Origin of the sequence: Amycolatopsis sp. FDAARGOS 1241 (assembly GCF_016889705.1) — a bacterium.
Taxonomy (GTDB): Bacteria; Actinomycetota; Actinomycetes; order Mycobacteriales; family Pseudonocardiaceae; genus Amycolatopsis.
Map to the genome: position 1 here is coordinate 1,927,003 of NZ_CP069526.1, position 25,990 is coordinate 1,952,992.

At 71.0% G+C, this 25,990-nt stretch carries 25 protein-coding genes and 2 pseudogenes; 11 read left to right on the forward strand and 16 right to left on the reverse strand.

Features of this window, described 5'->3' with window-relative positions; genetic code table 11:
* The first annotated feature begins 4 nt into the window (after nucleotides 1–4).
* On the forward strand, nucleotides 5–1,000 hold the full coding sequence (locus tag I6J71_RS09585; protein WP_204094395.1) for a PHP domain-containing protein: 996 nt from the start codon (nucleotides 5–7) through the stop codon (nucleotides 998–1,000).
* Here the strand turns inward: I6J71_RS09585 and I6J71_RS09590 are convergent.
* From I6J71_RS09590 to I6J71_RS09605, 4 genes are all read right to left on the reverse strand, one after another.
* Nucleotides 987–1,664, reverse strand: a complete 678-nt coding sequence (locus I6J71_RS09590) for a L,D-transpeptidase (RefSeq protein WP_204094396.1) — start codon at nucleotides 1,662–1,664, stop codon at nucleotides 987–989. The genes I6J71_RS09585 and I6J71_RS09590 overlap by 14 nt on opposite strands.
* A gap of 122 nt (nucleotides 1,665–1,786) precedes the next feature.
* Nucleotides 1,787–2,635 (reverse strand): chitosanase, encoded by an 849-nt coding sequence (locus tag I6J71_RS09595; protein ID WP_204094397.1) that lies wholly within the window; start codon nucleotides 2,633–2,635, stop codon nucleotides 1,787–1,789.
* Between the two features lie 425 nt (nucleotides 2,636–3,060).
* On the reverse strand, nucleotides 3,061–3,666 hold the full coding sequence (locus I6J71_RS09600) for a TetR/AcrR family transcriptional regulator (RefSeq protein ID WP_204094398.1): 606 nt from the start codon (nucleotides 3,664–3,666) through the stop codon (nucleotides 3,061–3,063).
* A 53-nt stretch (nucleotides 3,667–3,719) separates the two neighbouring features.
* A complete protein-coding gene (locus tag I6J71_RS09605) occupies nucleotides 3,720–4,880 on the reverse strand; it encodes a trans-acting enoyl reductase family protein (protein WP_204094399.1) in 1,161 nt (386 codons plus the stop codon).
* 122 nt (nucleotides 4,881–5,002) lie between these two features.
* Here I6J71_RS09605 and I6J71_RS09610 point away from each other — a divergent pair, with 122 nt between their 5' ends.
* A complete protein-coding gene (locus I6J71_RS09610) occupies nucleotides 5,003–5,839 on the forward strand; it encodes an LLM class flavin-dependent oxidoreductase (protein ID WP_204094400.1) in 837 nt (278 codons plus the stop codon).
* A 153-nt stretch (nucleotides 5,840–5,992) separates the two neighbouring features.
* On the opposite strand, the pseudogene I6J71_RS50480 reads toward I6J71_RS09610, so the two are convergent.
* Together I6J71_RS50480 and I6J71_RS09620 are read right to left on the reverse strand one after the other, a co-directional pair.
* Nucleotides 5,993–6,250, reverse strand: a pseudogene (locus I6J71_RS50480) (hypothetical protein); the annotation flags it as partial.
* Nucleotides 6,142–6,390: a DUF4262 domain-containing protein gene (locus tag I6J71_RS09620; protein ID WP_204094401.1), complete on the reverse strand. Its 249-nt coding sequence runs from the start codon at nucleotides 6,388–6,390 to the stop codon at nucleotides 6,142–6,144. The gene I6J71_RS09620 and the pseudogene I6J71_RS50480, both read right to left, overlap by 109 nt.
* 99 nt (nucleotides 6,391–6,489) lie before the next feature.
* Here I6J71_RS09620 and I6J71_RS09625 point away from each other — a divergent pair, with 99 nt between their 5' ends.
* The 3 genes from I6J71_RS09625 to hrpA all read left to right on the forward strand — a co-directional run bounded on the left by I6J71_RS09625 (nucleotide 6,490) and on the right by hrpA (nucleotide 11,987).
* Nucleotides 6,490–6,804, forward strand: a complete 315-nt coding sequence (locus I6J71_RS09625) for a hypothetical protein (RefSeq protein WP_204094402.1) — start codon at nucleotides 6,490–6,492, stop codon at nucleotides 6,802–6,804.
* Between the two features lie 40 nt (nucleotides 6,805–6,844).
* Nucleotides 6,845–8,041: a cation:proton antiporter gene (locus tag I6J71_RS09630; protein WP_204094403.1), complete on the forward strand. Its 1,197-nt coding sequence runs from the start codon at nucleotides 6,845–6,847 to the stop codon at nucleotides 8,039–8,041.
* A 70-nt stretch (nucleotides 8,042–8,111) separates the two neighbouring features.
* On the forward strand, nucleotides 8,112–11,987 hold the full coding sequence (gene hrpA / locus I6J71_RS09635; protein WP_204094404.1) for an ATP-dependent RNA helicase HrpA: 3,876 nt from the start codon (nucleotides 8,112–8,114) through the stop codon (nucleotides 11,985–11,987).
* Between the two features lie 100 nt (nucleotides 11,988–12,087).
* Here hrpA and I6J71_RS09640 read toward each other — a convergent pair whose 3' ends face one another.
* Nucleotides 12,088–12,966, reverse strand: coding sequence for an AraC family transcriptional regulator (locus I6J71_RS09640; protein WP_204094405.1), 879 nt, complete (start codon nucleotides 12,964–12,966; stop codon nucleotides 12,088–12,090).
* Nucleotides 12,967–13,117: 151 nt separating this feature from the next.
* Between I6J71_RS09640 and I6J71_RS09645 the strand changes: the two genes are divergently transcribed.
* Nucleotides 13,118–14,200 (forward strand): aldo/keto reductase, encoded by a 1,083-nt coding sequence (locus I6J71_RS09645; RefSeq protein WP_204094406.1) that lies wholly within the window; start codon nucleotides 13,118–13,120, stop codon nucleotides 14,198–14,200.
* Here the strand turns inward: I6J71_RS09645 and I6J71_RS09650 are convergent.
* The 6 genes from I6J71_RS09650 to I6J71_RS09675 all read right to left on the reverse strand — a co-directional run bounded on the left by I6J71_RS09650 (nucleotide 14,164) and on the right by I6J71_RS09675 (nucleotide 17,855).
* Nucleotides 14,164–14,457: a hypothetical protein gene (locus I6J71_RS09650; protein ID WP_204094407.1), complete on the reverse strand. Its 294-nt coding sequence runs from the start codon at nucleotides 14,455–14,457 to the stop codon at nucleotides 14,164–14,166. The two genes, I6J71_RS09645 and I6J71_RS09650, sit on opposite strands and share 37 nt — an antisense overlap.
* 13 nt (nucleotides 14,458–14,470) lie before the next feature.
* A complete protein-coding gene (locus I6J71_RS09655) occupies nucleotides 14,471–14,638 on the reverse strand; it encodes a hypothetical protein (protein ID WP_204094408.1) in 168 nt (55 codons plus the stop codon).
* Nucleotides 14,639–14,708: 70 nt separating this feature from the next.
* Nucleotides 14,709–15,056, reverse strand: a complete 348-nt coding sequence (locus I6J71_RS09660) for a hypothetical protein (RefSeq protein WP_204094409.1) — start codon at nucleotides 15,054–15,056, stop codon at nucleotides 14,709–14,711.
* Between the two features lie 122 nt (nucleotides 15,057–15,178).
* The gene (locus I6J71_RS09665; RefSeq protein WP_204094410.1) at nucleotides 15,179–15,616 is read right to left on the reverse strand and encodes a hypothetical protein; all 438 of its coding nucleotides are present in this window, start codon (nucleotides 15,614–15,616) and stop codon (nucleotides 15,179–15,181) included.
* Between the two features lie 69 nt (nucleotides 15,617–15,685).
* A complete protein-coding gene (locus tag I6J71_RS09670) occupies nucleotides 15,686–16,141 on the reverse strand; it encodes a hypothetical protein (protein WP_204094411.1) in 456 nt (151 codons plus the stop codon).
* A gap of 22 nt (nucleotides 16,142–16,163) precedes the next feature.
* On the reverse strand, nucleotides 16,164–17,855 hold the full coding sequence (locus I6J71_RS09675; RefSeq protein ID WP_204094412.1) for a bifunctional 3'-5' exonuclease/DNA polymerase: 1,692 nt from the start codon (nucleotides 17,853–17,855) through the stop codon (nucleotides 16,164–16,166).
* 157 nt (nucleotides 17,856–18,012) lie between these two features.
* Here I6J71_RS09675 and I6J71_RS09680 point away from each other — a divergent pair, with 157 nt between their 5' ends.
* On the forward strand, nucleotides 18,013–19,650 hold the full coding sequence (locus tag I6J71_RS09680; RefSeq protein WP_204094413.1) for an acyl-CoA synthetase: 1,638 nt from the start codon (nucleotides 18,013–18,015) through the stop codon (nucleotides 19,648–19,650).
* A 1-nt stretch (nucleotide 19,651) separates the two neighbouring features.
* Here the strand turns inward: I6J71_RS09680 and I6J71_RS09685 are convergent, their stop codons facing one another.
* A complete protein-coding gene (locus I6J71_RS09685) occupies nucleotides 19,652–20,578 on the reverse strand; it encodes a hypothetical protein (RefSeq protein WP_204094414.1) in 927 nt (308 codons plus the stop codon).
* Nucleotides 20,579–21,033: 455 nt separating this feature from the next.
* Here I6J71_RS09685 and I6J71_RS09690 point away from each other — a divergent pair, with 455 nt between their 5' ends.
* From I6J71_RS09690 to I6J71_RS09705, 4 genes and pseudogenes are all read left to right on the forward strand, one after another.
* Nucleotides 21,034–21,786: an SDR family oxidoreductase gene (locus I6J71_RS09690; RefSeq protein WP_204094415.1), complete on the forward strand. Its 753-nt coding sequence runs from the start codon at nucleotides 21,034–21,036 to the stop codon at nucleotides 21,784–21,786.
* A 20-nt stretch (nucleotides 21,787–21,806) separates the two neighbouring features.
* The gene (locus I6J71_RS09695) at nucleotides 21,807–22,463 is read left to right on the forward strand and encodes a histidine phosphatase family protein (protein ID WP_204094416.1); all 657 of its coding nucleotides are present in this window, start codon (nucleotides 21,807–21,809) and stop codon (nucleotides 22,461–22,463) included.
* Nucleotides 22,464–22,472: 9 nt separating this feature from the next.
* Nucleotides 22,473–23,395 (forward strand): annotated as a pseudogene (locus tag I6J71_RS09700) (SMP-30/gluconolactonase/LRE family protein).
* 55 nt (nucleotides 23,396–23,450) lie between these two features.
* On the forward strand, nucleotides 23,451–24,200 hold the full coding sequence (locus tag I6J71_RS09705) for a 2-keto-4-pentenoate hydratase (protein WP_204094417.1): 750 nt from the start codon (nucleotides 23,451–23,453) through the stop codon (nucleotides 24,198–24,200).
* A 240-nt stretch (nucleotides 24,201–24,440) separates the two neighbouring features.
* On the opposite strand, the gene I6J71_RS09710 is transcribed toward I6J71_RS09705, so the two are convergent.
* Nucleotides 24,441–25,268, reverse strand: a complete 828-nt coding sequence (locus tag I6J71_RS09710) for an enoyl-CoA hydratase family protein (protein ID WP_204094418.1) — start codon at nucleotides 25,266–25,268, stop codon at nucleotides 24,441–24,443.
* On the reverse strand, nucleotides 25,265–25,957 hold the full coding sequence (locus I6J71_RS09715) for an SDR family NAD(P)-dependent oxidoreductase (RefSeq protein WP_204094419.1): 693 nt from the start codon (nucleotides 25,955–25,957) through the stop codon (nucleotides 25,265–25,267). The genes I6J71_RS09710 and I6J71_RS09715 overlap by 4 nt, the downstream gene beginning before the upstream one ends.
* Between the last annotated feature and the right edge of the window lie 33 nt (nucleotides 25,958–25,990).

The window sequence follows — 25,990 nt, forward strand, 5'->3', positions numbered from 1 at the left end:
ACCCATGGACCCCGCACGCGCGCTGCGCGACATCGCGTTCCAGCTCGAACGCGCGGCTGAACCGACCTACCGGGTGCGCGCCTTCCGGCAGGCGGCGGCGATCGTCGACCACCTGTCACAGGACGAGCTGGAGAGCCGCGTGCGCTCCGGCACACTGCAGGCGCTCAAGGGCATCGGCAAGGTCACCGCCGGGGTCATCGAGGACGCGTGGCTCGGCCGGGTGCCCGCGTACGCGGCCAAGATCGCCGAAGCCGACTTGCCGGACGGCGGCGACCTGCGCGCCGCGCTGCGCGGCGACTGCCACACCCACTCCGACTGGTCCGACGGCGGCAGCCCCATCCAGGAGATGGCCGAGGCCGCGCGCGACCTCGGCCACGAGTGGATCGTGCTCACCGACCACTCGCCGCGCCTGACCGTGGCCAACGGGTTGTCGGCCGAACGGCTGCGCAAGCAGATGGACGAAGTCGCGCGCGTCAACGCGGAGCTCGCACCGTTTCGCCTGCTGCACGGCATCGAGGTCGACATCCTCGACGACGGTTCCCTCGACCAGCGGGAGGACCTGCTGGAGCGGCTCGACTTCGTGGTGGCCAGCGTGCACTCCAAGCTGCGCATGCCGGCGCGGGAGCTGACGCCGCGGATGGTGGCGGCGGTGCAGAACCCGTACGTGCGCGTGCTCGGCCACTGCACGGGACGGCTGGTGAAGGGGCCGCGGGCGCGGCCGCCGTCGACGTTCGACGCGGAGCAGGTGTTCACCGCTTGCCGGGAGAACGGGGTTGCGGTGGAGATCAACTCGCGCCCGGAGCGGCTCGACCCGCCGATGCCGCTGCTGCGGCTGGCCGTGGAGCTGGGCTGCGACTTCGCCATCGACAGCGACGCACACGCACCCGGCCAGCTCGACTGGCAGGTCTACGGGTGCGCGCGCGCCGAAAAGGCCGGGCTGACCGTGGACCGGGTGCTCAACACACGGCCCGCGGGCGACCTTCTCTCTACTGTGGACTGATCCCGATGTTGATCACCGGGTGGTCGGCCGGGTCGAGCCAGCTCATCACGGCGTCGAGGGCCGCGGCCGGGATCGACACGCACCCCGCTGTCGGGCGGCCCGAGGAAACGTGCAGGAAGAACGCCGAACCCTGGCCCGGGACCGCCGGCCACCGGTTGTAGTCGATCACGGTGGCGTGGTCGTAGACGGGCCCGGCCTTGCCCAGGTCCTCGCCGGCCGACTCATCGAACGGGCACGTGCCCGGCGCGCACGAGTAGTGCGTGTTGTAGAAGGGCGACTTGACGTCGGAGACCCACCAGTCGGAGTCCGTGACCTGGCGGTACGGCAGCCGGGTGCCGTTGGTGGGTTTGATGCCGAACGCTTCGGTGAGCGTCCACACCCCGGCCGGCGTGTGCGAGGTGGCCTCGCTGGCCTGGCCGATGCCCTGCGTGCCGACGAACGCGGGGAACGGCCCGAGTACGCGGGTCCAGTGGGTCCCCTGGCGCTGCCACGCGATCAGCGTCGCCGTGGTCGACGCGCCGTCCGGCGCGGTCACGGTGACCATCTGGTCCGCCGAGCCGTGGTAGGGCAGGGCAGGCGGGGGCGGGGTGGCCGGTGCGTTCGCTGTTCCTGCTCCGAGCGTCCCCAGCGCGACGGAGAACAACGACGCGAGCACGGTTCTCATGGGCGGGAGCCTACGGGAAACTCGGGAGGCCGTTGGCGGAAATCGGTGAAACGGCCGCGGTGGAGGCGGGAAAACCCGGGCTGCCGTGCCGAAGCGGCGGCCCGGGTCTTCGCGGGCCGCGATCAGTCGATCTCGAAGGGCTCGCCGTAGACCTTCCACTTCAGCGGGGTGTGCAGGTCGAGGTTGCCCGCGTTGAGGAACACCAGCTGCTCGGTGTCGACGCGCGAGGTGTCGGCGTGGGCCTCCTCCTGCTTCATGATCACCTTGCGGGCGTCGAGGAACGCCTTGAGGTAGGTGATTTCGTTCCCGCCCTGCGCCGGGCTCTTCGCCTTCTTCATCGCGGTCTTGCGGATGCCGCCGAAGCTGTCGGAGCTGTCGCCGGGGCCGTGCATCACGATGGCGTCGTAGTAGATGAACTGGCCGAGCGCGCCGAGGCCGTCGGACTCGGCCTGGTTCACCGACGGGGTGAAGTACACGCGGTCGCGTTCGCTGTTCTGCGCGGCCTGGAACTGCGACGTCTTCGCGGCGGCCACCCACGCGTCCTCGAACGGCCGGCCGAGGCCGGCGTGGGAGTCGGTGCCGTTGACCTTCTTCAGCGCCGGCAGGTACTTCGCCAGCGGGTTGTCCGGCACGGAGTTCGTGTAGGCCTGCACGAGCTCGAGCATGTCGCCGGTGCCCGAGCAGAAGCCGATGATGCCGGCGGTGTAACCGCGGCCGTCGCCGATGTCCTCGATGTACTTGTACTGCGCCCTCCAGTCGAGGCTCGAGTTCTCCGCGCTGGAGACCAGCTGCATCGCGATTTCCTTCTTCTCCGGCGACGCGAGGTCGCCCCCGGAGGCGAAGGCCGCCGCCGCGGAAACCGGCGCGGGCGCCGGCGTGGCGGACGACAGGGTGGGCGTGGCGAGCGCGATGGAGAGGACCGACGCCACGGACAGGCCGGCAACGAGCGCGGGCCGCATCGTCTTGCGCATGGGGAGAATTCCTTTTCCGCAGGGTGCCAGGGCTGGGCCATGACAGGTGGGCAAGGCGGACGAAGCCGGGAATTGCCTGGCGTGCCGGGAAATTCGCGACTCCGGGTGCTGCTGCGGTGTAGCGCAACGATAACCGGGCGTGATCCTGGTGGGCAAGAGGCAAAGCGGGATTTCAGGAGTGTGAACGAACGCTCGTTGCAGGCATTTCGGTTTCGGGGTTTGTCAACCCCGGAAAGGCGGTTTCCCGCTCAGTGGGGCAGATTTCCGGTGATTCGGGTGGCGCAGGTGATCGTGCGAACCTCGTAATGTGCACGCCCAGGTGGCCGAAGAGGGGAGTCTCGCACAGTTCGATCCCTGCGGCGATTTCCGTCGCGGAGCCCGAGATCCGGATAGCTCGCCGGAACCGCGGGGCACGGTGTCAGTGGTCAGTCCTTTGTGGATGAAGGATTTCCCGCGAACAACCGGATCACCGCCGGCAGCACGTGGACCGGGATCGTCGGGTCGATGGCGCGCTGCACGCCCAGCCCGATGCCGAGGCTGAGCAGCGCCGTGGCCGCGTCGGCGGGGGACATGGGCAGGGTGAGGCCGAAGCGGTCGGCGTAGGCGGAGAGCAGGCCGGCGATGGTGTCGCGAATGGCTTCGTCCCGGATGGCCAGCTCGGCGCGGATGCGGGGGTCCCGGCGGGCGCCGGTGGCGAACTCGACTTCCAGCGCCGTCCAGGCTTGGTCGCCGATGCTGCGTTCGGCCCAGGCCTGGAAGGCGGCGAGCAACCCGTCGACGCCGTCGGCGGTGGCGAGGGTGGCGGACACGAGCGCGGCCTGCTCGGCGTGGATGCGCTCGAGCACGGCGAGACACAGCTCGTTCTTGCCGCGGAAGTTCGAGTACACCGCGCCCTTCGAGAAGCCGGCCTCTTCGGCCACCTTCTCCAGCGACGTCAGCGCGTACCCGTCGCGCAGGAACAGCTCCTTCGCCGTGCCGATGAGCAGCTCGCGCGTGCGCGCCTGGCTTTCCGCGCGGGTCATACGGGCCATGGCGCCACTCTAGTCAGCCGCCCGCCTCGTGGACCATCCTCAAAGGACACCCGTCACAGCCTGCGGAACGCCATCCCCGCCCGCGTGAGCCGCTCGATGAGCGCGTCGCCCATGGCTGTGGCGGTGGTGACCTGCCCGGCGGTCGGCGGCAGGTCGTCGAAGGCGAGGCACAGCGCCGATTCGGCGAGCATCTTCGCCGTCTCGTCGTACCCCGGGTCGCCGCCGGAGACCTCGGTGGTCACCTGCTCGCCGTCGCCGGTGCCGGTGAAGCGCACGGAGAACCACGACCGCGCCCGCCGCTGGGGGCTCGGGCCGCGGCCGGGCGCGAGCAGCTTCGACAGGCCTTCGCGCGCCGGCGCGAGCTGGGCGGCCGCGAACAGTGCGCCCATGCCCGCTGCGGCCCCGGCCAGCGACGGCAGGCTCTCGAACGCCGCGAAGTGCCGGTACCGGAAGTCCGGGCCGTATCGGGCGGACGCCCGCGCCGAGCGTCCCACGACCTGCGGGTCGATCGTCGGCAGCGGCACCGCCCACTGGCCGGTGCCGGGCACGCGGTGCGGGCCGCCGATCGGTGTGCGCACGGTCCGGCCGGCCGGAGCCGGGTCCGCCGCCGCGCGCTCCTTGGCCGCGCGGTTCGCCTCGATCTGCCGGGCGAACGCGTTGAGAGCCGTGTGGAAAGTGCCGCCCGAAGGCAGGGCGCCGACGCGCACGTAGCCGTCCACCTGCAGCGGAACGCCCTCGGGCAGCTGCCGCACGGTGAACCACGCGCCGAGGTCGTGGGGGATCGAGTCGAAGCCGCAGCAGTGCACGAGCCGCGCGCCGGTTTCGGCGGCCTTCGCGTGGTGGGCGAGGTACATGCGGTCCACGAACTCGGGCTCGCCGGTGAGGTCGACGTAGCCGGTGCCCTCGGCCGCGCACGCGGCCACGAGCGGCTCGCCGTAGTGCAGGTAGGGCCCGACCGTGGTCGCCACGACCTTGGCCGCCGCGGCCACCGCGCGCAGCGAGTGCGGGTCCGCGCTGTCGGCCGTGAGCAGCGGGAGCGTGCCGAGCCGCTCGTCGATCGCGGTCAGTTTGCCACGCAGGTGCTCGAGCTTGCCCCGGTTGCGGCCCGCCAGCGCCCAGCGGCAGCCGGGCGGGGCGTTACGCGCCAGGTACTCCGCGGTCAGGGTGCCGGTGAAGCCGGTGGCGCCGAAGAGCACCATGTCGTAATCGGCCATGCGTGCCTCCCGAAGGTCGCGTGTCCCGAGGTTACCGCCGGGTCACTTCCGTTCGCCCGGTCGGCCGGAATCCCCGTCCGGCCGGCGCGGTTGAGTGGGGTGTACGGCGTGAAGGAGCGGTGATGACGGACTTCGGACGGGACATCTCGACGGGCTACTTCCTGGTGCCGAACGCGGCCGACCCCCTGGTCGAGCACGCGCGCGAGCTCGAGCGGCTGGGCTTCGAGCACCTCGCGGTGCAGGACCACCCGTACCAGCGGCGCTATGTGGAGACCTTCTCGCTCATGGGTGTGCTGCTCGGCGCGACGACGAAGATCCGGGTGTTCCCGGACGTCGCCAACCTGCCGCTGCGCAACCCCGCCGTGCTGGCCAAGGCCGCCGCCAGCCTCGACCTGCTCTCCGGCGGCCGCTTCGACCTCGCCGTGGGCGCCGGCGCCTTCTGGGACGCGATCGTCGCCTACGGCGGCCCGCGCCGCAGCCCCGGCGACGCGCTCGCCGCCGAGGAAGAAGCGATCACCGTCATCCGCAAGATGTGGAGCGGCGACCGCAACCTCCGCTTCGACGGCCGCTTCCACTCGCTCGCCGGCGCGCACTCCGGCCCGGTGCCCACGCGGCCGATCGGCCTCTGGCTCGGCTCCTACGGCCCCCGCGCGCTGCGCCTGACGGGCCGCTTGGCCGACGGCTGGGTCGTGAGCCTGCGTGACGACCCGGCTTCCGTCGTCCGCCTGGCCTCCGCCGTGGACGCGGCGGCCGCCGACGCCGGCCGCGACCCGGGCTCGATCCGCCGGGTCCTCAACGTCGGCGCCACCCCGTCCGCCGCCGAACTCGCCGACTTCGCCCTCGGCAGCGGCTTCGACACTTTCGTCCTGTCCGGCGCCGACGAGCACGCTTCGCGGGTGTTCATCACCGAGACGATCCCGGACGTGCGCGAGCAGGTGGCCGCGGAGCGCTCCGCCTGACGGATTCGTCCGAGGCCGGCGGTCCAAGGCCCTGCGCGGGTGCGCGGCCGGGGCGAGCCACAGCCACGGCTGGTACGACTCCAGGCCCGCTGCGAATCCGTCCTGCGCCGGGAAGCGGCCGTCGCGGTCCGGCCAGAGCACCTGCAAGAACGGCACAGCAGGGCGCGTCGCGCGGTAGCAGCCCTGGGCCATGCCGAGGAACGCTTCGTGCCGGCCCTCGTGGATCTGCCGGACCGCAACGGTTGCGCCACTGCCGAGGAACCCGTCCAGCCGGTTGCCCGCGACGGCGCGCCGGCGGCCACCTACTCGCCGATCGCGTTGAGCAAAGCCATGCCGGGTCCGGGTCCCAGCCCGAACCCGGCGAGCTCCGGCCTCCGGAACGAGTGCCACCGGCCGACCGTGAACGTCCACCCCGCGCTGACCTCGTCCGCCGGGATCGCGAGCAGGCCCCAGCCGGGGTCGGCGACGTGGGCCACGCGGCCGGTGTCGACGGTGTCGAGGTGGTCGCGATCGCCATGGTCGAGGCAGCGGCACGCGGCGTCGGTGGGCATGGCCGGAACAGCATCGGGATCACGGTGCGGGCGCGGCCGGCTTCGGTGTCCACAATAGACCATCGGTCGACATTAAAGAGATGGTAAACTGGCCGGACGATGACTGCTGCCGCCGCCACCGCGCCACGGCACCGGTCCATCCTGAGCGTCCTGGTGGTGGCGCTGCTGGTCCTTGGCGTCGCCGTTCCCGGCCCGGCGCACCCCGCGCGGTCCGACGAGGACGCGAAGCCGGTGCTGGTTGCCCAGCAGTCGCCGCACTTCGTTGCAGCCCCACAAGTTCCGCCCGCGCTACCGCCGGACCGGCCCGCCCTCGCGCGGCCGGCCGAGCCGGGCATCGCCGTCGCCGACACCGCCATTCCGGCCGGCCACCGGCCGAGCACCGCGCGAGCCGCGCGAGCACCTCCCGCCGCCTGAGTACCAGCGCCCACCCGTACTCAGCTGTTGGAGGTTTCCCATGACCAACGGTCATGCCCTGCTGGCCGTCGGCGGTGCTTTCCTGTCGGCCGGCGTCGTCGCGCGGATCGGGGCCCGGATCGGGCTGCCGACGATCCCGTTGTTCATGCTGGCCGGCTTCGTGTTCGGCCCGCACACGCCCGGAGTGTCCCTTGTGGACGACCCCGGCGAGCTCGCGGTCCTGGCCGGGCTCGGGCTCGTCTTCCTGCTGTTCTACCTCGGCCTGGAGTTCTCCCTCGACGACCTCGCGCGCGGCGGCAGCCGCCTGGCCGCGGCGGGGCTCGGCTACCTGGTGCTCAACGTCGGCGGCGGGCTGGCGTTCGGCTTCATGCTAGGCCGGGGCCCGCGGGAAGCCCTGGTGATCGCGGGCGCGATCGGCATTTCATCGTCGGCCATCGTCACCAAGCTCCTGCTCGAAACCCGGCGCCTGAACAACCCCGAATCACGCCTGATCATGGGCGTGATCGTGCTCGAAGACCTGTTCCTGGCGCTCTACCTCGCCCTGCTGCAGCCCGTGCTCAGCGGTGCCGACGGCTTCGGCGCGGCCCTGGCCGACTTCGGCAAGGCGCTCGGGTTCCTGCTGGTGCTCGCCGCCCTGGCGCGCTGGGGCGGCCGCGCCGTCTCGCGGCTGTTCGGTTCGGCCGACGACGAGCTGCTCACCGTGTGCTTCGTCGGCGTCGCCGTGCTGGGCGCGGCCGTCGCCGAAGAGGTGGGGGTCTCCGACGCGATCGGCGCGTTCATGGTCGGCATGATGCTGGGCGGCTCGAAGGTCGCGCCGCGCGTGCACAAGCTGGTGCTGCCGCTGCGCGACGCGTTCGGGGCGCTGTTCTTCTTCATCTTCGGCCTGTCGATCGACCCCGGCGCCGTCGGGACGGTCGCGCTGCCCGTGCTCGCCGCGGTGGCGCTCACGCTGGTGCTCAACCTCGCCGCCGGTGCCTTCGCGGCCCGGCTGCACGGCTTCGACTGCCAGGCGGGCGTGAACATCGGCCTGACCGTGCTCACCCGCGGCGAGTTCTCGCTGGTCCTGGCGACGCTCGCGGTCGCGGCCGGCCTCGACACCCGCGTGGCGCCGTTCGTCGCCGGCTACGTGCTGCTCCTGGCCGTGATCGGGCCGCTCGCCGTCGTCCGCTCGGAGCGGCTCACCTGGCTGGTGCCCGCGCGGCTGACGCGCCGCAGGGAGCCGGCACCGAGCCCGTGACCGGGCCGCGGGAGACCCTGCGCATATTCGGGAGCCAGCCCGGTCACGCACCGCTATCCTCGATCCAAGTATGTCCACTCACTCTCCTCTCGAGGCGCTGCGCTCGCGGCTGCCGGAGCTGATGTCGCGCGACGAGCACCGGCTGCGGCGGCGCATCGACGGCGCGCGCAAGGCTCGCGACAAGCAGGCGGTCGCCGAGCGCATCGCCGCCGACGTGACCGCCGCCGAGCTGCGCGTGCAGCAGCGGCGCGCGAGCGTGCCGAAGATCGAGTACCCCGAAGAGCTCCCGGTCAGCCGGCTCAAGGACGACATCGCGAAGGCGATCGCCGGCAACCAGGTCGTGATCGTCGCGGGGGAGACCGGGTCGGGCAAGACCACGCAGCTGCCGAAGATCTGCCTCGAGCTCGGGCGCGGGATCCTCGGCCAGATCGGGCACACGCAGCCCCGGCGGCTGGCGGCGCGCACGGTCGCCGACCGCATCGCGAGCGAGCTGAAGACGGAGCTGGGCGAGACCGTCGGGTACAAGGTCCGCTTCACCGACCAGTCCGGCCAGGACACGCTCGTGAAGCTGATGACCGACGGCATCCTGCTCGCCGAGATCCAGACCGACCGGATGCTGCGGCAGTACGACACCCTCATCATCGACGAGGCCCACGAGCGCAGCCTCAACATCGACTTCATCCTCGGCTACGTCAAGCAGCTGCTGCCGCGCCGGCCCGACCTCAAGGTGATCATCACCTCCGCGACGATCGACCCCGAGCGGTTCTCGAAGCACTTCGACAACGCGCCGATCGTCGAGGTCTCGGGCCGCACGTACCCCGTGGAGGTCCGCTACCGGCCGCTCGTCGACCCCGAGGAGCCCGACGCCGACGCGGACCGCGACCAGACGCAGGCGATCCTCGACGCCGTCGCGGAGCTGAGCGCCGAAGGTCCCGGCGACATCCTCGTGTTCCTCTCGGGTGAACGCGAGATCCGCGACACGGCCGACGCACTGAACCGGCTGGACCTGCGCAACACCGAAGTGCTGCCGCTGTACGCGCGGCTGTCGTCGGCCGACCAGCACCGCGTGTTCCAGCGCCACACCGGGCGCCGGATCGTGCTGGCGACGAACGTGGCCGAGACGTCGCTGACCGTGCCCGGCATCAAGTACGTGATCGACCCCGGCACGGCGCGCATCTCGCGCTACAGCCACCGCACGAAGGTGCAGCGGCTGCCGATCGAACCCATCTCGCAGGCGTCGGCCAACCAGCGCAAGGGCCGCAGCGGCCGCACGTCCGACGGCATCTGCATCCGGCTGTACTCCGAAGAGGACTTCGAGTCGCGGCCGGAGTTCACCGACCCGGAGATCCTGCGCACGAACCTGGCGTCGGTGATCCTGCAGATGACCTCGCTCGGGCTGGGCGACATGGCGGCGTTCCCGTTCGTGGAGCCGCCGGACCGCCGTCAGGTCAACGACGGCGTGCAGCTGCTGCAGGAGCTCGGCGCGTTCGAGCCATCCGATACGTCGCGGCTCACGGAAGTCGGGCGCAAGCTCGCGCAGCTGCCGGTCGATCCGCGGATGGGCCGGATGGTGCTGGCGGCCGCGAGGGGCGGCTGCGTGCGCGAGGTGATGATCATCGCCGCCGCACTGTCCATCCAGGACCCGCGCGAGCGGCCGGCGGAGAAGCAGCAGGCGGCCGACCAGCAGCACGCGCGCTTCGCCGACCCGACGTCGGACTTCCTCGCGTACCTCAACCTGTGGGAGTACGTGAGCGAGCAGCAGCGGGCGCTCACGGGCAACCAGTTCCGCCGGCTGTGCCGCGCCGAGTACCTGAACTACCTGCGCATCCGCGAGTGGCAGGACATCTTCAGCCAGCTGCGCCAGCTCGCCAAGCCGTTGGGCATCTCGCTCAACACCACCCCGGCCGACCCGCAGCACGTGCACACGTCCCTGATCGCCGGGCTGCTGTCGCACATCGGGCTCAAGGACCCGGCCAGGGGTGATTACCTCGGCGCCCGCGGCGCACGGTTCGCGGTGTTCCCAGGCTCGGCGCTGTTCAAGAAGCAGCCGCGCTGGGTGATGTCGGCGGAACTGGTGGAGACGTCGCGGCTGTGGGGCCGGGTCAACGCGCGCATCGAGCCGGAGTGGGTCGAGCCGCTGGCCGCGCACGTGGTGAAGCGGTCCTATTCGGAGCCGCACTGGGAGCGCAAGCAGGGCGCGGTGATGGCGATCGAGAAGGTGACGCTCTACGGCGTGCCGCTCGTGGCCGACCGGCGCGTGAACTACGGGCGCATCGACCCCGACCTGTCGCGCGAGCTGTTCATCCGCCACGCGCTCGTGGAGGGCGACTGGCAGACGAACCACAAGTTCTTCGCGGAGAACCGCGCGCTGCTCGACGAGGTCGAGGACCTCGAGAACCGCGCCCGCCGCCGCGACATCCTCGTCGACGACCAGACCCTGTTCGACTTCTACGACCAGCGAGTGCCGGCCGACGTGGTGTCCGTGCGGCACTTCGACAGCTGGTGGAAGAAGGCCCGGCGCGCCGACCCGGACCTGCTGTCGTTCGAGAAGTCCATGCTCATCAACGAGACCGCGGGCGGCGTGCGCGAGTCGGACTACCCGGATTCGTGGACGCAGGGCAACCAGGTCTTCAAGCTCACCTACCAGTTCGAGCCGGGCGCGGACGCCGATGGGGTGACCGTCCACCTTCCGCTGCCGGTGCTGAACCAGGTGACGCCGGACGGGTTCGACTGGCAGGTGCCGGGGCTGCGCGAGGAGCTGGTCACGCAGCTGATCAAATCGCTACCGAAAGCGTTGCGGCGCAACTTCGTGCCGGCGCCCGACACCGCCGCGTATGTCCTTTCGCGAGTGTCGCCTTCGGACGGACCGCTGCTCGACGTGTTGTCCGACGAGCTCTTCGCGCTGCGCCGGGTCGACGTGCCGGCGTCGGCGTACGACCTGTCCTCGGTGCCGGAGCACCTGCGGATGACGTTCCGCGTGGTCGACGAGCGCGGCCGCAAGGTGGCCGAGGGCAAGGATCTGGAGGTGCTGAAGCTGCGGCTCGCGCCGAAGGTGCGAGAGACGATCTCGAAGGCGGCCAACAGCATCGAGAAGGCGGGGCTGACCAAGCCGTCGTTCGGTGAGCTGCCGAAGGTGTTCGCTTCGACGCAGCGGGGCCACGACGTGAAGGCGTACCCGGCGCTGGTCGACGAGGGCGCGTCGGTGGCCGTGCGGTTGCTGGACACCCCGGCCCAGCAGCGGCACGCCATGTGGGCCGGCACCCGGCGGATGCTGCGGCTCAACCTGAACTCGCCGATGAAGTTCATCACGCGGTCGCTGTCGAACTCCTCGAAGCTCGTGTTGAACCGCAACCCGCACGGCAGTGTCGCGGCCCTGCTGGAGGACTGCGTCGACTGCGCCGTGGACTCCCTGATGGCCGCGGCCGGCGGCCCGGTCTGGGACGAAGCCGGCTTCGCGGCCCTGCTGGAAAAAGTGCGCGCCGGCTTGAACGAAGCTGTGCTGGCGGTGCTGACCGACGTGGAACGCATCCTGCGCGCCGCCAACGACGTCGAAACCCGCCTGCCCGACACCCGCGGTCCGGCCGAGTCGCTGACGGACATCCGCACCCAGCTCGACGGCCTGGTCCACGCGGGTTTCGTGACGGAGACCGGCGCCGCCCGGCTCCCCGACGTCGTCCGCTACCTGCGTGGCATCGAGCGTCGCCTGGAGAAACTCCCTCTCGAGCCCACCCGCGACCTCCAGCGCACGGCCGACATCGCGTGGATCACGGCGGAATACCGCTCCGCCTTGGCTTCTCTGCCACCGGGCACGTCCTCGCCGGCGCTGTCGGAGGTGCGGTGGATGATCGAGGAACTGCGGGTGAGCTTCTTCGCGCAGACGTTGGGCACCGCGTATCCGGTGTCGCTCAAACGCATCACGAAGGCCCTCGACGACGCGCTGGCCTGAGGCGCTACTCGGTTGACGACCAGCGTCACGGCCGCCACGGTTGCGGCGAGTGCGGCCGGCCCGCCGAAGCTTGTGCGGATGGCCATTACGGCCGCGGAAGTCACTCGGCCAGCCCCGCCCGGAGCCGGGCTGAGTCCTGGCCGGGTGGGATGCCGAACTGGCGCCGGTATTCGCGGCTGAACTGGGAGGCGCTGTCGTAGCCCACGGCGTAGCCGATGGAGGCCACGTCGTCGTCGGTGCGGGCGAGCAGCAGCAGGCGGGCCTCCTGGAGGCGGATGTGCTTCTGGTACTGGATCGGCGTCATGGCGGTGACGGCGCGGAAGTGCCGGTGGAACGACGACTCGCTCATGGCCGCCAGGCGCGCGAGGTCGGCGACGCGCAGGGACTCGGCGTGGTGGTCGCGGATCCAGCGGATGGCGCGGCCGACGTGCGAGAGGCTGCTGTCGGCGAGCCCGATCTGGCGGATGGTCGCGCCCTGGGCGCCCGTGACGAGCCGCCAGAGGATCTCCTTCTCGATCAGCGGAGCGAGCACGCGGCGGTCGGCCGGGTGGTCGGTCAGCCGGAGCAGCCGGACGAAAGCGTCGAGCAGTTCGTCCGGCGCGTCGCTGACCGTGATGGCCGACGGCGTCGCCGGGGTGGCCGCGGTGGTGCCCGTTTCGAGCAGCAGCGCGGCGACGGCCTCTGGTTTGAGCACCAGCCCCGCGCCCAGGAACGGCTCGTCCGGGCTCGCCTCGGCGAAGTGGCCGGTCACCGGCATGTCCACGGTCACCACGAGGTACTGGCCGGCGCCGTAGTCGTAGGTGCGTTCGCCCGTCGCGACACGCTTGCGGCCCTGCGCGACGACGGCGAGCACCGGGCCGGTCAGCGTGGCAGCCGGGTCGGTGGGCGCGCGTTCGCACGACAGCACCAAGCCGCCCGGCAGGTCGGTGCGGCCTGCATACCGGGCGATCAGCGCGCGCAGCTCGGCGAGGGAGGACACCGGTCGATTCGACCACGCCCGGTCGCCGGCGGGCAACTGCCGATCGTGCCAGGATCAGGCAAGAGGCTACGACTTTCGGGCTCACCGGCTGGGCGCGGGTCCTGCTGGAATCGAGGGGTCACGAAATCCGTCTCGAACCGGGAGAATCCCTGTGAGCCTTGATTCCTACGTCCACCTCGGCCGCTCCGGTCTCGTCGTCAGCCCCTTCTGCCTCGGCGCGATGAACTTCGGCGAGGACACCGGCACCGGTTGCAGCGTCGAGGAGTCCGAGAGGATCCTGCAGACCTACCTCGACCGGGGTGGCAACTTCATCGACACCGCGAACTTCTACACCAACACCCACAGCGAGAAGATCGTCGGCGACTTCTTCGCCGCCCGCCCGGGCTTGCGCGACCGGGTGGTGCTGGCCACGAAGTTCTTCGTGAACGTGCACCCCGGCGATCCCAACGGCGGCGGCGCGAGCCGCAAGGCGATCCTGCACCAGCTGGACGATTCCCTGCGCCGGCTGGGCACCGACTACCTCGACCTGTACTACCTCCACAACTTCGACGCGCGGACACCCGTCGAGGAAACCCTGCGGACGCTCGACGACCTCGTGAGCGCGGGCAAGATCCGCTACGTCGGGTTCTCCGACACCCCCGCGTGGTTCACGGCCAAGGCGGCCACCGTCGCGCAGTTCCGCGGGTGGGCCCCGGTGGTGGGGTTGCAGATGGAGTACTCGCTGCTGGAGCGCACGATCGAGGGGGAGCTGCTGCCGCTGGCGCAGGACGCGGGGATGGCGATGCTGCCGTGGAGCCCCTTGAAGAGCGGCTTCCTGTCAGGAAAGTACACGCGCGACGGCGCCGCCCCCGGCACGCGTCGCGGCGCGGCTTTCGGCGTGGGGCCGACGGAGGCGCAGTTCCGGGTCATCGACGTGGTCGTGGGGATCGGCAAGGAACTCGGCGTGAGCCCGGCGGCGGTGGCGCTGGCCTGGGTGCGGAGCCGCCCGGGCATCACCTCGACGCTGATCGGGCCCCGGCGGGTGGAGCACCTGACGGAGAACCTGGCCGCGCTGGACCTGCGGTTGAGTGTTGAGCAGGCGGCGGCGCTCGACGAGGTTTCGGCGCCACGGCTCAATTTTCCGGCTGAGTTGAATCGGGATACGGCGCCGATGTTGCGGTACGCGGGTGCGACCGTGAACGGACGGGAACACGGCGTCTACCCACCGCTCCTGCAGGACTTGACGCGGTACTGAAGTTCAGCCGACAGTGCGGCAGTACAGCCGATGTCCGGTTGCTTTGCCTGCCGCACAGGGGTCGCGAGTTCGTCGACCACGGGCAGAACGGCCTCGAGACTGGGGTTGTAGACCTTCGCCTCTGCAGCCTCGTTCCAGTACTTCGCCAGTTCTCGGAGGCGTGAGCGCTCGGCGGCAGCGAGAGCATCGCGAACTTCGTCGCTGAGGGGCGCGATGAAGATGTCGGCGCCGTCGAGCTGGGCGATAGGTGCGTCCATCTCGAGTTGGTGGTCACTGTGTCGTAGCCGGCGCCGGTGCGGAAGGCTTCGGCCTGGCCGGTTGAACCGTCGGGTCGATGCCCGTCAACTCGATCACCGGGAAGTGATCGTCGAGGGAGTCCAGGCCTTGGGCGGCTGCTCCATCGGAGGCCGCGGCGAAGTAGTCGGAAACAACACCCATGCTGTTTCCTTTGCCGTGTGAAGGCTGCGTCTACCCACCGCTCCTGCAGAACCCGGCGCGGTACTGACGCTCAGAGGCACATGCGGCAGTACAGGCGTTCTCCCGCAGCCCTCGCCTCCCGCGCGAGGGCGGCGAGTTCCTCGACAGCCGGCAGGACGTCCGCGGGATCGCAGCCCTCGCCGAGTTCTTCCATCTGCGCCGAGAGTTCGGCCACCTGCCGGCGGTGTTCTTCGTCGGCACCGGCCAGGGCGTCGCGGAGTTCATCGGTGACCGTTGTCACGACAACGGAACCGTCGGGCTCGGCGATCAGGCGGTCTGCTCTGGGGTTCGCGGTCACGGTGTCCTGGTCGACACCGGTGAGGAGAGTTTCGGCGCTGTTCATCCCGAAAGTGGGGTCGAGGCCCTTCAGTCCGGCCACGGGAAAGAGCCCTTGGTGGACTCGAACGCGGTGACCGGCTGTTCGTCGGACTTCGCGGCGAGTTGGTCGTAGAGGATGCCCATGATGGGTGTCCCACTCGGAAGTCGGCGCAGTGCCGAAGCTCAGACGGAGACCCAGCAGTAGAGGTGCGCACCCGTCGGCTTGGCCTGCCTCGCGAGGGCGGCGAGTTCGTCCACGACCGGAAGCAGGTCCTCGGGACTTGCCTCGCCGGCGAGGTCTTCGGCGCGGGACCAGAAGTCCGCGAGTTCCCGGCGGCGAGCTTCGTCGGTGTCCGCGATCGCGTCGCGGAACTCATCCGTCAGTGTGACGACGGTGACGTCGCCCTCGCCGGCTTCTGCGACCAGCTTCATTGACCGGGGGTTGTCAGCGGCCGCCTCTTCGCCGGCGCCGGTCAGGAACGCCTCGGCTCGCGGCACCTGCATGGAGGGGTCGATGCGCTCGAAGGAGGCCGTGGGGAAGAGCGAGACCGGGCCGTCGGGCGATTCGAGCGACGTTGCGGCTTCTTCGTCCGAATTGGCCGTGAAGTAGGCATAGCGCATGAGGGAACTCAACCACAGGGCGGCCTCGCGGAAAAGTCAAGCGGTGTCAGGGTGCCCTGTAGGCCGAGGTCAGTCGCCCGAGAAGCCCCAGAAGTAGACCTCGGTGGGCGTTCCGTCGAGGTACAGCACGAGGCTGCGGCCGGTCCAGCGGCCGCCCAACCGGTCGGTGAGAGAGCGGGAGACGCGGTCGAAGTCGGAGGGTGAGGGGTGGTGGGTGCCGAACACGTCGGTGAGTTCGGCGGGGCTCAGCGGGCGGATGACGCCCATTCCGTCGTCCTCGGAGATTTCGTGGGTGTCGAGGATCGAGTGGGTGCCGCAGTCCCAGAAGAGGTCCGAGTCTTTCGCCGCGTTGAGCTCGGCCAGGGTGGTCGGACGGGGAATCGTCTCTGAGACGACGTCGGGGTCGAAGTCTTCCCAGGGCCACACGTAGTCGCCGGTGGAAAGGAGTTGTGCTTGGACGTACCTGTGTGTTGCTTTGACGCTGCCGACATAGGGCGCGCGGTAGTGCCAGCCTGAAGCTCCCACGGAGATCTCCTTCTTCGAAAAGTCATTTCGCGTCGGCGTAGGTGTCCACCGGTGTCGCCTGCATCGGGAAGTGGACCGGGCACGCGTCGCCGAACAGCAGCCGCGCGGATTCGGCGACCGTGGCCTCGATGAGGGACGAGACGGAGTCCGCGAGCTCGGCCGGTGTGTGGACGATGACCTCGTCGTGCTGGAAGAACACGAGGTGGGCCGGAGCCGGGAGGCGGTTGCGCAGGGTCGCGAGCAGCACCGCGGTCAGGTCGGCGGCCGACGCCTGCACGACGAAGTTGCGCGTGAACCGGCCCCAGCCGCGGGAAGCGCGGCGGGCGCGGGTCTCCGCGGCTTCGTCTTCGGCCAGTCCGCCGGTCAGCGCGCGCCACGCGGCGGACGGCGCGGGGGACGTGCGGCCCAGCCGCGAGCGCACGCGCTCACCGCGTTCGCCCGCGGCGGCGGCTTGCTCCACGTAGGACACGGCGTCGGGGAAACGCTGGCGCAACAAAGCCAGCAGCGGGCCTGCTTCGCCGGACGTGCCGCCGTACATCGCCGACAGCATGGCGATCTTGGCGCGGGAACGGTCGTCCGCGGCACCCGACCGAGGTGGCACGTAGCGCGCGCCGGAGAACAGCGCCTCGCCCAAGCGGGCGTAGAGGTCGGTCGCTCGGGAGACTTCGGCCAAGCGGCGGTCGCCGGACAGGGCCGTGAGCACGCGCGGTTCGAGTTGCGCGGCGTCGGCCACCACGAGTTTCCAGCCGGGGTCCGCGCGGACGCACGTGCGCAGGACCTTGGGAATCTGCAGCGCGCCGCCGCCGCGGGTGGCCCAGCGCCCCGACACCACGCCGCCGACCACGTAGTGGGGGCGGAACCGGCCGTCGGTGACCCATTCGTCGAGCCAAGCCCAGCCGTTGGCCGAGTGCAGCCGCGAAAGCTCCTTGTACTCGAGCAACGGCGGGACGGCCGGGTGGTCGATGTCGCGCAGCAGGTACTTCCGCGCCGCCGGCACCTCGATGCCCTCGCGCGCCAGCGCCCGGATCACGCTCGCCGACGAGTCGGGGTTCACCGAGCGCCCGCCGAACGCTCCGGAGATCTGCGCGGCCAGCGCCACCAGAGCCTTCGGCCGCTGTCCCGCCGGCACCCGGGCCCCGAGCCGCTCCTCGAGCAGCGCGCGGTGCAGGTCCGCCCGCCACGGCAGCCCGGCCGCGGACATCTCCGCCGCCGCCAGCGCGCTCGCGGATTCTGCCGCCAGCAGCAGCCGCATCCGGCCCGGCGCCGCCGTGGCGCCCGCGCGCTTCTCCTGCTCGGCCAGCACGCGCTGCGCCGCGTCGGCCACGGCCACGCCGTCGGGCAGCCCGGGTCCGCGCGGGGAGAACAGCGTGGGTTGCGCGACCTCGCCGAACGCCGGCCCGTCGTCGGGCGGCTCCTCGCCCCGGGCCCGCGCCCACGCCGCGCGCAGGCTCCGCGACTCGCCCGCACGCCCCTCGTACGCGAGCAGCAGGCCCTCGGCCAGCCCCAGGTCGTGGCAGCGCCCCAGCCGCACGCCGGCCTCGAGGAGCTTCGGGTACAGCGCGTCGACGGAGGGCAGCACCCAGCGCGGCGCCTCGGTCTCCTCCAGCCGCCGCACCGCGGCGATCCATTCGGCCGCCGACAGCCCGCGCGACGTGCCCGCGGGCGTCGAAATCGTGTAGCCGGAGTCCTCCTCCTGACCGGTGATCACCTGCACCCCGTCATTGTGCTCGGGAGGACCGACAATTCCGGTCACCGAACCCGGCCGCCGTGGTCTGGTGCACACGCGCCCCGCTTGGTCTACTGTCGAGTAGCCACCCATACCGGCGGTACGGCGGGTGGCTGTCTCCCGCAGCAGCAACGGAGGTGCCCGGATGAGGAACCCGGCCGGGGTGTTGGGTCTCGCCAGCCAGGTGACGGACAAGGTCACGGAGACCGTGCGCAGCATCGACGTGATGCGCCGCGCCGGGCTCGTGCCCTTCCCGAGGCTGGACGAGGGCGTGCGGTCGGTCATCGCCATCCGGAAGTACGGCCCGTTCGCCGGCGCCAACCACATCGCCGCGCGCCGCGACGCGTCGGCCGTCGGCATCGTCGACGACCTCGGCCCGCTCACGTTCAAACAGCTCGACGACCGGTCCAACGCACTGGCTCGCGCCTGGGCCGAGCGCGGCCTGCGCCCCGGCACCGTCATCGCCGCCCTGTGCCGCGACCACCGCGGTCTGGTCCTCACCATGGCCGCGGCCGGCAAGCTCGGCGCGCGCCTGCTGCTGATGAACACCGGCTTCGCGAAGCCGCAGCTCGCCGACGTCGCCCAGCGCGAAGGCGTCACCGCGCTCGTGTACGACCAGGAGTTCACCGACCTGCTGGACGCGATCCCCGGCGACGTCGACCGCTACCTCGCCTGGGTCGACGAGCCGGGTGACCACGCCGTGCCGGTGCTCGACGAGATCATCGCCAGCACCGACGACCGGCCGCTGCCCGCGCCCGCCAAGCCCGGCGGGTTCGTGCTGCTCACCAGCGGCACCACCGGGACGCCGAAGGGGGCACCGCGCCCGCACACGTCGCCGCTCGCGTCCGCGCAGTTCCTGGACCGGATTCCGCTTCGTGCGGGCGAAGCGACGTACATGGGCGCCCCGCTGTTCCACGGCACGGGGTTGTCGCAGTTCATCCTCAGCTTCGCGCTGGGCTGCAAGGTCGTGATGCGGCGGAAGTTCGACCCGGAGCTGACGCTCAAGGGCGTTGCCGAGCACCGGTGCACCGCGCTCGTACTGGTGCCGACGATGCTGCAGCGCATCGTCGACCTGCCGGCTTCGGTGCGGGCGAAGTACGACACCTCGTGCCTGCGGATCATCTTCGTCGCCGGGTCGGCGCTGTCGCCGGACCTGGGCAACCGGGCCAACGAGCAGTTCGGTGACGTCGTGCACAACCTGTACGGCTCCACGGAAGTCGCCGTCGCCACCGTCGCCACGCCCGAGGACTGGCGGCAGGCGCCCGGCACGGTCGGCCGCGCACCGGTGGGCTGCCGCGTCGCGCTGTACGACGAGCACGGCAAGCAGATCACCGAGCCGCACGTGACGGGCCGCGTGTTCGTCGGCAGCGGCCTCAGCTTCGGCGGCTACACCGACGGCCGCCACAAGGAGATCATCGACGGGCTGCTCTCCAGCGGCGACGTCGGCCACTTCGACGACGACGGCCTCCTGTTCATCGACGGCCGCGACGACGAGATGATCGTCTCCGGCGGCGAAAACGTCTTCCCCGTCGAGGTCGAAAACCTGCTCGTCGAACGCGACGACGTGATCGAAGCCGCCGTCATCGGCGTGGACGACGACCAGTTCGGCCAGCGCCTCAAGGCGTTCGTCGTGCGCAGCGAGAACTCCACCTTGGACGCCGACGGGGTGCGCGCCTACGTGAAGGCGAACCTGGCCCGCTACAAGGTCCCGCGGGACGTCGAGTTCCTCGCCGAACTGCCCCGCAACGCGACCGGGAAGGTGTTGCGCACCAAGCTCAGCTGAGTCATTCCCAGCTGATGCCGAAGATCCCCGGCCCGAAGTCCATGGCCACCGCGTGCACGCCGCCCGTCGAGTCGAGGCGCAGGCGGCGGCGCGAGGGGGTCGTGTCGCCGCCGCGGGAGTACTGCCAGCAGCGCGCCGGCACGGCATCCGGGGCGAAGTGGATCTCCAGCAGGTATTCGCGCACCGGGCGGCGGAATTCGCGGTAGTGGGTGGCGCGGCATTCGGGGTACGGCGGGCCGGCGTTCGTCAGCGAGTATTCGATCAGGTGCGTCTCGCCGCGGTCGATCGGGCGGTCGAAGAGCAGCTCGGCGACGAGGATGCCGTGGGTGTCGTCCGTTTCGGTGCGGCCGACGCGACAGTTGCGCACCGCGTGGACCTGCGGCACGGATGCGGCGTCGTCCTGGGCGTAAACGAGCAGCCAGCGGTCCTGGCCGTCGGCGCCGGCCTGGAAGACCGCACGGGAGGTGATCTTGCGCTGGCCGCCGTCGGCCGCGATTTCGCAGCGGTCGTGCAAGCCGACGAGCTTGAGCTGGTGCTGCTGATCCAGCGCGTCCGGCGCGCCGACGCGGTCGAGCAGTGGCTGCAGCGTCTCGCGCGTGAACGTCAGCGGCTCCTCGCCCTGGCGGTCGCGCCGCGTCGCGCCGCGGGGTCGCGGGGGCGGCAGCAAGCCGAGCAGCGAACCCGCGGGCACGTCGAGGATCTCCTCCAGCACGCGCACGGCCGAGAGCGAGCCAGGCCGTTCCGGCTGGCGTTTGCCCGACTGCCAGTAGCTCAGCGCCGTGACGCTCACGGTCGCGCCACGCGCCCGCAGTCGCGCCTGAATGCGGTCGAGGGACAGCCCGCTGCCGGTGATGGCCGCGCGCAGCGCGCTCGCGAAGGCGGTCCGGGCGCCCTCGGGCCCGGTGCCGTCCGCAGTTCCACCCGCCATGCCCGTCGACCGCCCTCGCCGGTGGTGAAAGACCCCACAGAAACACCCAGTGTCGAATTCGACACAGTGACCGTAGCAGCAGCCGACCAGGCACTCCGTGTCACCACTGGGGCGAACGGGCTAGTACTGGCAACTGTGAACCATTGCCCTGACCTGCGGGGTCACGTTTTCATGGCCTCCGTAGCCCGCGGCGGCGATCCCGCCGCGGCCCAGTGCTCCGGCCCCGGCTCGCGGTCCGCGCCCCGCGTACCGCCGGCGGCCGCACCCGGAACCGGTGGCCCGGCGACGCCCCCATCGCCGGGCCACCGGTCAGGCCCGCCACGAAACCCCAACCCCGCTGTTACCCACCCGGCCGGAAGCAGGCGGACACCCAGCCGGACGTTGCCGTGTGCGCCAACGGTTTCCGCCGTCACCGTGGTAGCGGCCAGTACACTACCGACCGGTAGGCTCCGGCCATGGTCCTGCGGAAGAACATTCTGATCACGGGCGCCAGCTCGGGGCTCGGCGAGGGCATGGCCCGCCAGTTCGCGGCCCGTGGCCGCAACCTCGCCCTCTGCGCGCGCCGCACCGATCGCCTCGATGAGCTCGCCCGTGAGCTCACGGCGGCCTACCCCGGGATCACCGTCGCGACGCGTCGGCTCGACGTGAACGACCACGACCGCGTGTTCACCGTCTTCGACGAGTTCCGCGGCGAGTTCGGCTCGCTCGACCGCGTGATCGTCAACGCGGGCCTCGGCAAGGGCCAGCCCGTCGGCAAGGGCCGGTTCGACGCGAACCGCCAGACGCTGGAGACCAACTTCGTCGCCGCCGCCGCGCAGGTCGAGGCCGCCGTCGGGATCTTCCGCGAGCAGCGCGCCGGCCACCTCGCCGTGGTCTCGTCGTTCAGCGCGATCCGCGGCCTGCCCCGGAACCTCACCGCGTACGCCGCTTCGAAAGCCGGCATTTCGGCGTTCGTGGCCGGCACGCGCGTCGAGCTGCGCCGCACGGACATCGCCGTCACGGAGATCCGGCCCGGCTACATCGAGTCCGAAATGTCCGCGCGCAGCGGGAGCACGCCGTTGCTCACCGGCGCCGAGGCGGGCGCCCGCGCACTGGCGAAGGCGATCGAAGCCGAGCCCAAGCTCGCGTATGTTCCTTCGTGGCCGTGGGTGCCGCTGAGTGCGGTGATGAAGGTGCTCCCGGCCGGTCTGCTGGCGAAGTTCTCCTGACCCGAAGGAGCCACGAGCGCATGGGCGCGATCTACCTCGTCCGCCACGGCCAGGCGTCGTTCGGCGCGGCCGACTACGACGCGCTGTCCGAGCGCGGGTTCGAACAGTCCACTGTGGTCGGTCGCGAGCTCGCGCGCCGCGGCGTCGAGTTCGCCCAGGTGCGGTCCGGCACGCTCGCCCGCCAGCGCGACACGGCGGCGACGGCGCTGAAGGCTTTGGGCGCCGACGGGCCCGTGGTGGAGGACCCGCGCTGGAACGAGTACGACCACGTCGACATCTCGCGCCACCACGCCGGCGGCGCGCCGCAGGAGGACTCGCGCGAGTACCAGGGTGTGCTCGACGCCGCCTTGGCCGCGTGGGTCGGTGCGGGCGCCGACGGGCCGTGCGCCGAGACATGGCCGGCCTTCCTCGACCGCTGCACGGCCGCGCTCACCGACCTCGTCGGGTCGCTGGGCAAGGGGGAGCACGCGCTCGTGTTCACCTCCGGCGGCGTGATCGGCGCGGTCGCGGGTGCGCTCATGGGCGTGCCCGAGGCCGGTCTGCTCAAGTTCAACCGCGTCACCGTGAACGCCGGGATCACGAAGCTGACCTCGGGCCGCGGTGGCGTGAACCTGCTGACGTTCAACGAGCACCCGCACTTCGAAGCGGAGGCGGCGCTGCTGCTCACCTACCGGTAGGAGGTCGTGATGCCATTCGGTGCCGTCACCGTGGTCCCGGTCAACGGCCACGGTCCGGAAGACGTGGTGGTCGACGCCGAAGGGCGCGTCTACACCGGGGTCGACGACGGGCGCATCCTGCGCGTGAGCCCGGACGGCTCGACGTGCTCGGCGACACCGGAGGCCGCCCCCTCGGCCTGGAGCTGTACGGCGACGACGAACTGCTGATCTGCGACGCCCGCGCGGGCCTGCTCACGATGCCGCTGGCCGGGGGAGCGGTGACGACGCTCGCCACGTCGGCGGCCGGGCTCGACCTCGTGTTCTGCAACAACGCCGCGGTCGCCGCCGATGGCACGGTCTACTTCACCGATTCATCCCGCCGCTTCGGCATCGACCGCTGGCGCGACGACCTCATCGAGCAGACGGCCGGTGGCCGGCTCCTGCGCCGCACCCCGGACGGGCAGTTCGACGTGATCGCCGACGGCCTGCAGTTCGCCAACGGCGTCGCCCTGCCGCCCGACGAGTCGTTCGTCGCCGTCGCCGAAACCGGCGAGTTCCGCGTCTCGCGCTTCTGGCTGCACGGCTCCCGCCAAGGCCGGCGCGACACCCTCGCCGAGGACCTGTCGGGCTTCCCCGACAACATCGCGACAGGCAGCGACGGGTTGATCTGGGTCACGCAGGCCTCCCCGCGTGTCCCTGCTCTCGATGCCGTCCGCAAGCTGCCCGCGCCGCTGCGCGCCGCCGTCCGCTCGCTGCCCACCGCGCTTCAGCCCGCGCCGAAACGCCAGGTCGGCGTGCTCGGCATCGCCGCCGACGGCACCGTCGAACACGAGCCGGCGGGCGAACTCCCGGATTTCCACATGCTCGTCGGCGTCCGGGAGCACCAGGGCCGCCTGTGGTTCGGCAGTCTGGAGGAGAACGCCATCGCCTACACCGACGTGCCCCGCGTGTGATCAGATGTCCGGGCGCGGGTTTCGCCGCGTCCCCCGGACTTCTGGAGGCACTGCCTTGTCGGACTTGGCCCAGCACCTGCGCACCGCCGTCCAAGGCGGCCCGACCGTCACCCCCGCCGAGATCGGCGGCCTGGCCGAGGCCTACTCGATCGCCCGCGCCACCCGCACCCTCGCCCTGGCCAACGGCGAAACCCTGGCCGGCTACAAGGTCGGCCTGACGTCGCCGTCGTCCCGCGCGGTGTACCAGGCGACCGAACCGGCCTCCGGCTACGTGCTCACCTCCACCGTCCTCAAAGACGGCGAACCCCTTCAGACAGCGGGTTTGTCCGCCCCGAGGGCCGAGGTCGAAATCGCCTTCCTCCTCGCCGAGCCCCTCACCGGCCCCGGCATCACCCCCGCCGACGTCCTGGCCGCGACCGCCTCCATCGCCCCCGCCTTCGAACTGGTGGCGTCCCGCTGGACCGGCGGCCCGAAGACCCTGGAAATGCTCGTCGCCGACAACACCAACGCCTCCCACGTCTTGCTCGGCGAGCCGTCCCCGGTCCCCGCCGACCTGTCGACGATCACCTGCACCCTCACCATCGGCGACCACACCGTGGAAGGCAACGCCACCGCCGTCATGAACGGCAACCCCGCCGCCTCCGTCGCCTGGCTCGCCAACCACCTCGCGGAATCGGGCGACCACCTGCAAGCCGGCCACCTCATCCTCACCGGCACCCTCTGCCCCCCAACCCCGTTCACGGCAGGCGACACCCTCAAAGCGGAAATACCGGGCCTCGGCTCCTTGACCCTCACCACGAAATAGCACCCGAGCCACAAGCCCGGCCCCACCTCACCACGAAGAAAACCGCCACCCGACAGCCCAACCCGACACGCACCCAGCCCCCGCCTTCTCCGCGGTCTGGACCACGTGTCAAGGTACGCTGTCCGGCCTTGACGCGTGGTCCAGACCGTGGTGACACTGAAAAATCGGGGTGCCCTCGGCACCACTCCGTGCGCAACGTCGCGCGCCAGCGCGACGAGCCGCTACGTCCTCACCCGGCCATCAACGGCCGGTCCACTTCGGACTCCTCCCGGCACTCCAAGCCGCATAAAACTCCTTGTGATCCTTCGCCGTCATCAACAACGCCTGCGTAATCGCCTCAAGCTCGATCGACGACCCCAGATCCGAATCCAGCTCCCGCGTCAACAACACTTTCGTCGTCGAGTACGCCAGCGCCGGCCCATCAGCAAGCCGGCGCGCCAACGCCCCCACCGTTTCACTCAACGCATCATCGGCAACAACCTGCGTGGCCAGCCCGATCGCCTCAGCCCGCTCCGCCCCCAGCTTGTCCCCGAGCATCAACAACTCGGTTGCCCGCCCCAGCCCCACCAACCGGGGCAACAGGTACGCCGACCCCATATCCGCCCCGGCCAGCCCCACCTTGGTGAACAGAAACGCGAACTTCGCCGACTCGGCCAACACCCGGAAATCCGACGCCAGCGCGATTACCGAACCAGCCCCGGCGGCAACGCCGTTCACCGCCGCGATCACCGGGATCGGCGTCTCCCGCAATGCCTTCACCACCGCCCCGGTCATCCGCGTGAACTCGAGCAGCTGCGCGGTCTCCATCTTCTGCAGCTCACCGATGATCTCTTCGACGTCGCCGCCCGAGCAGAACCCGCGGCCCTGCCCGGTGATCACCAGCACCTTCACATCGCCGCGATGCGGCAGCTCCAGCACGAGGTCCCGCAGATCCGCGTACACGTCGAACGTCAAAGCGTTCAGCTTGTCGGGCCGGGTGAACGCGAGGGTCGCCACGCCGTCGTCGACGGAGAACTCGAAGTGCTCCCACTCCTTCGTCAGCGGGGGCGTCGCGCGGAACGGGCTCATTTCTGAATTCCTCCACCATCGAGTACGAGAGTCTGTCCATTGATCGCGGCCGCTTCCTCGGCCGCGAAAAAGCCCACCGCGTAAGCGACTTCCGAAGGTTCCAGCAGCCGCCCGAGCGGCGCCGCCGCAGCCAGCGCGGCCTCGGCATCGGCTTCGTCGCGGCCGGTGCGTTCCCGGATCCGGGCCACTGACTCGGCGGTCATGTCCGTGCGCACGAACGCCGGGCACACCGCGTTCGCGGTGACGCCGGTCCCGGTGAGCTCGGCCGCCACCGCGCGCATCAGCCCCACCGCCGCGTGCTTGGACGCCGTGTACCCGGTCGTGTAGCGGTAGCCGACGTGCCCGGCCGTCGACGCGACCGTGACGATCCGCCCACGGTCGCGCGACCGCATCCCCGGCAGTACCTCGCGCGTGCACAGGAACGCCCCGGTCGCGTTGACCTCGAACTGGGTGCGCCAGTCGTCGAGCGTGGTCTTCGCCGTGGGCGCGCTGGACGAGACGCCGGCGTTGTTGACCAGCACGTCCACCGGACCGAGGCCCGCGAAGTACGAGCGCACGGCCCGTTCGTCGGTCACGTCGCATTCGCGTCTGCCGGGCGCGTGCACCTCGTCGCCGGCCTTCGCGAAGTGCTCGGCGATCGCGGCGCCGATGCCGCGCGTGCCGCCGGTGACCACCACCAGCCGTTTCATGCCGCCTCCTCGCCGCGGAGAAACCCGCTTGCT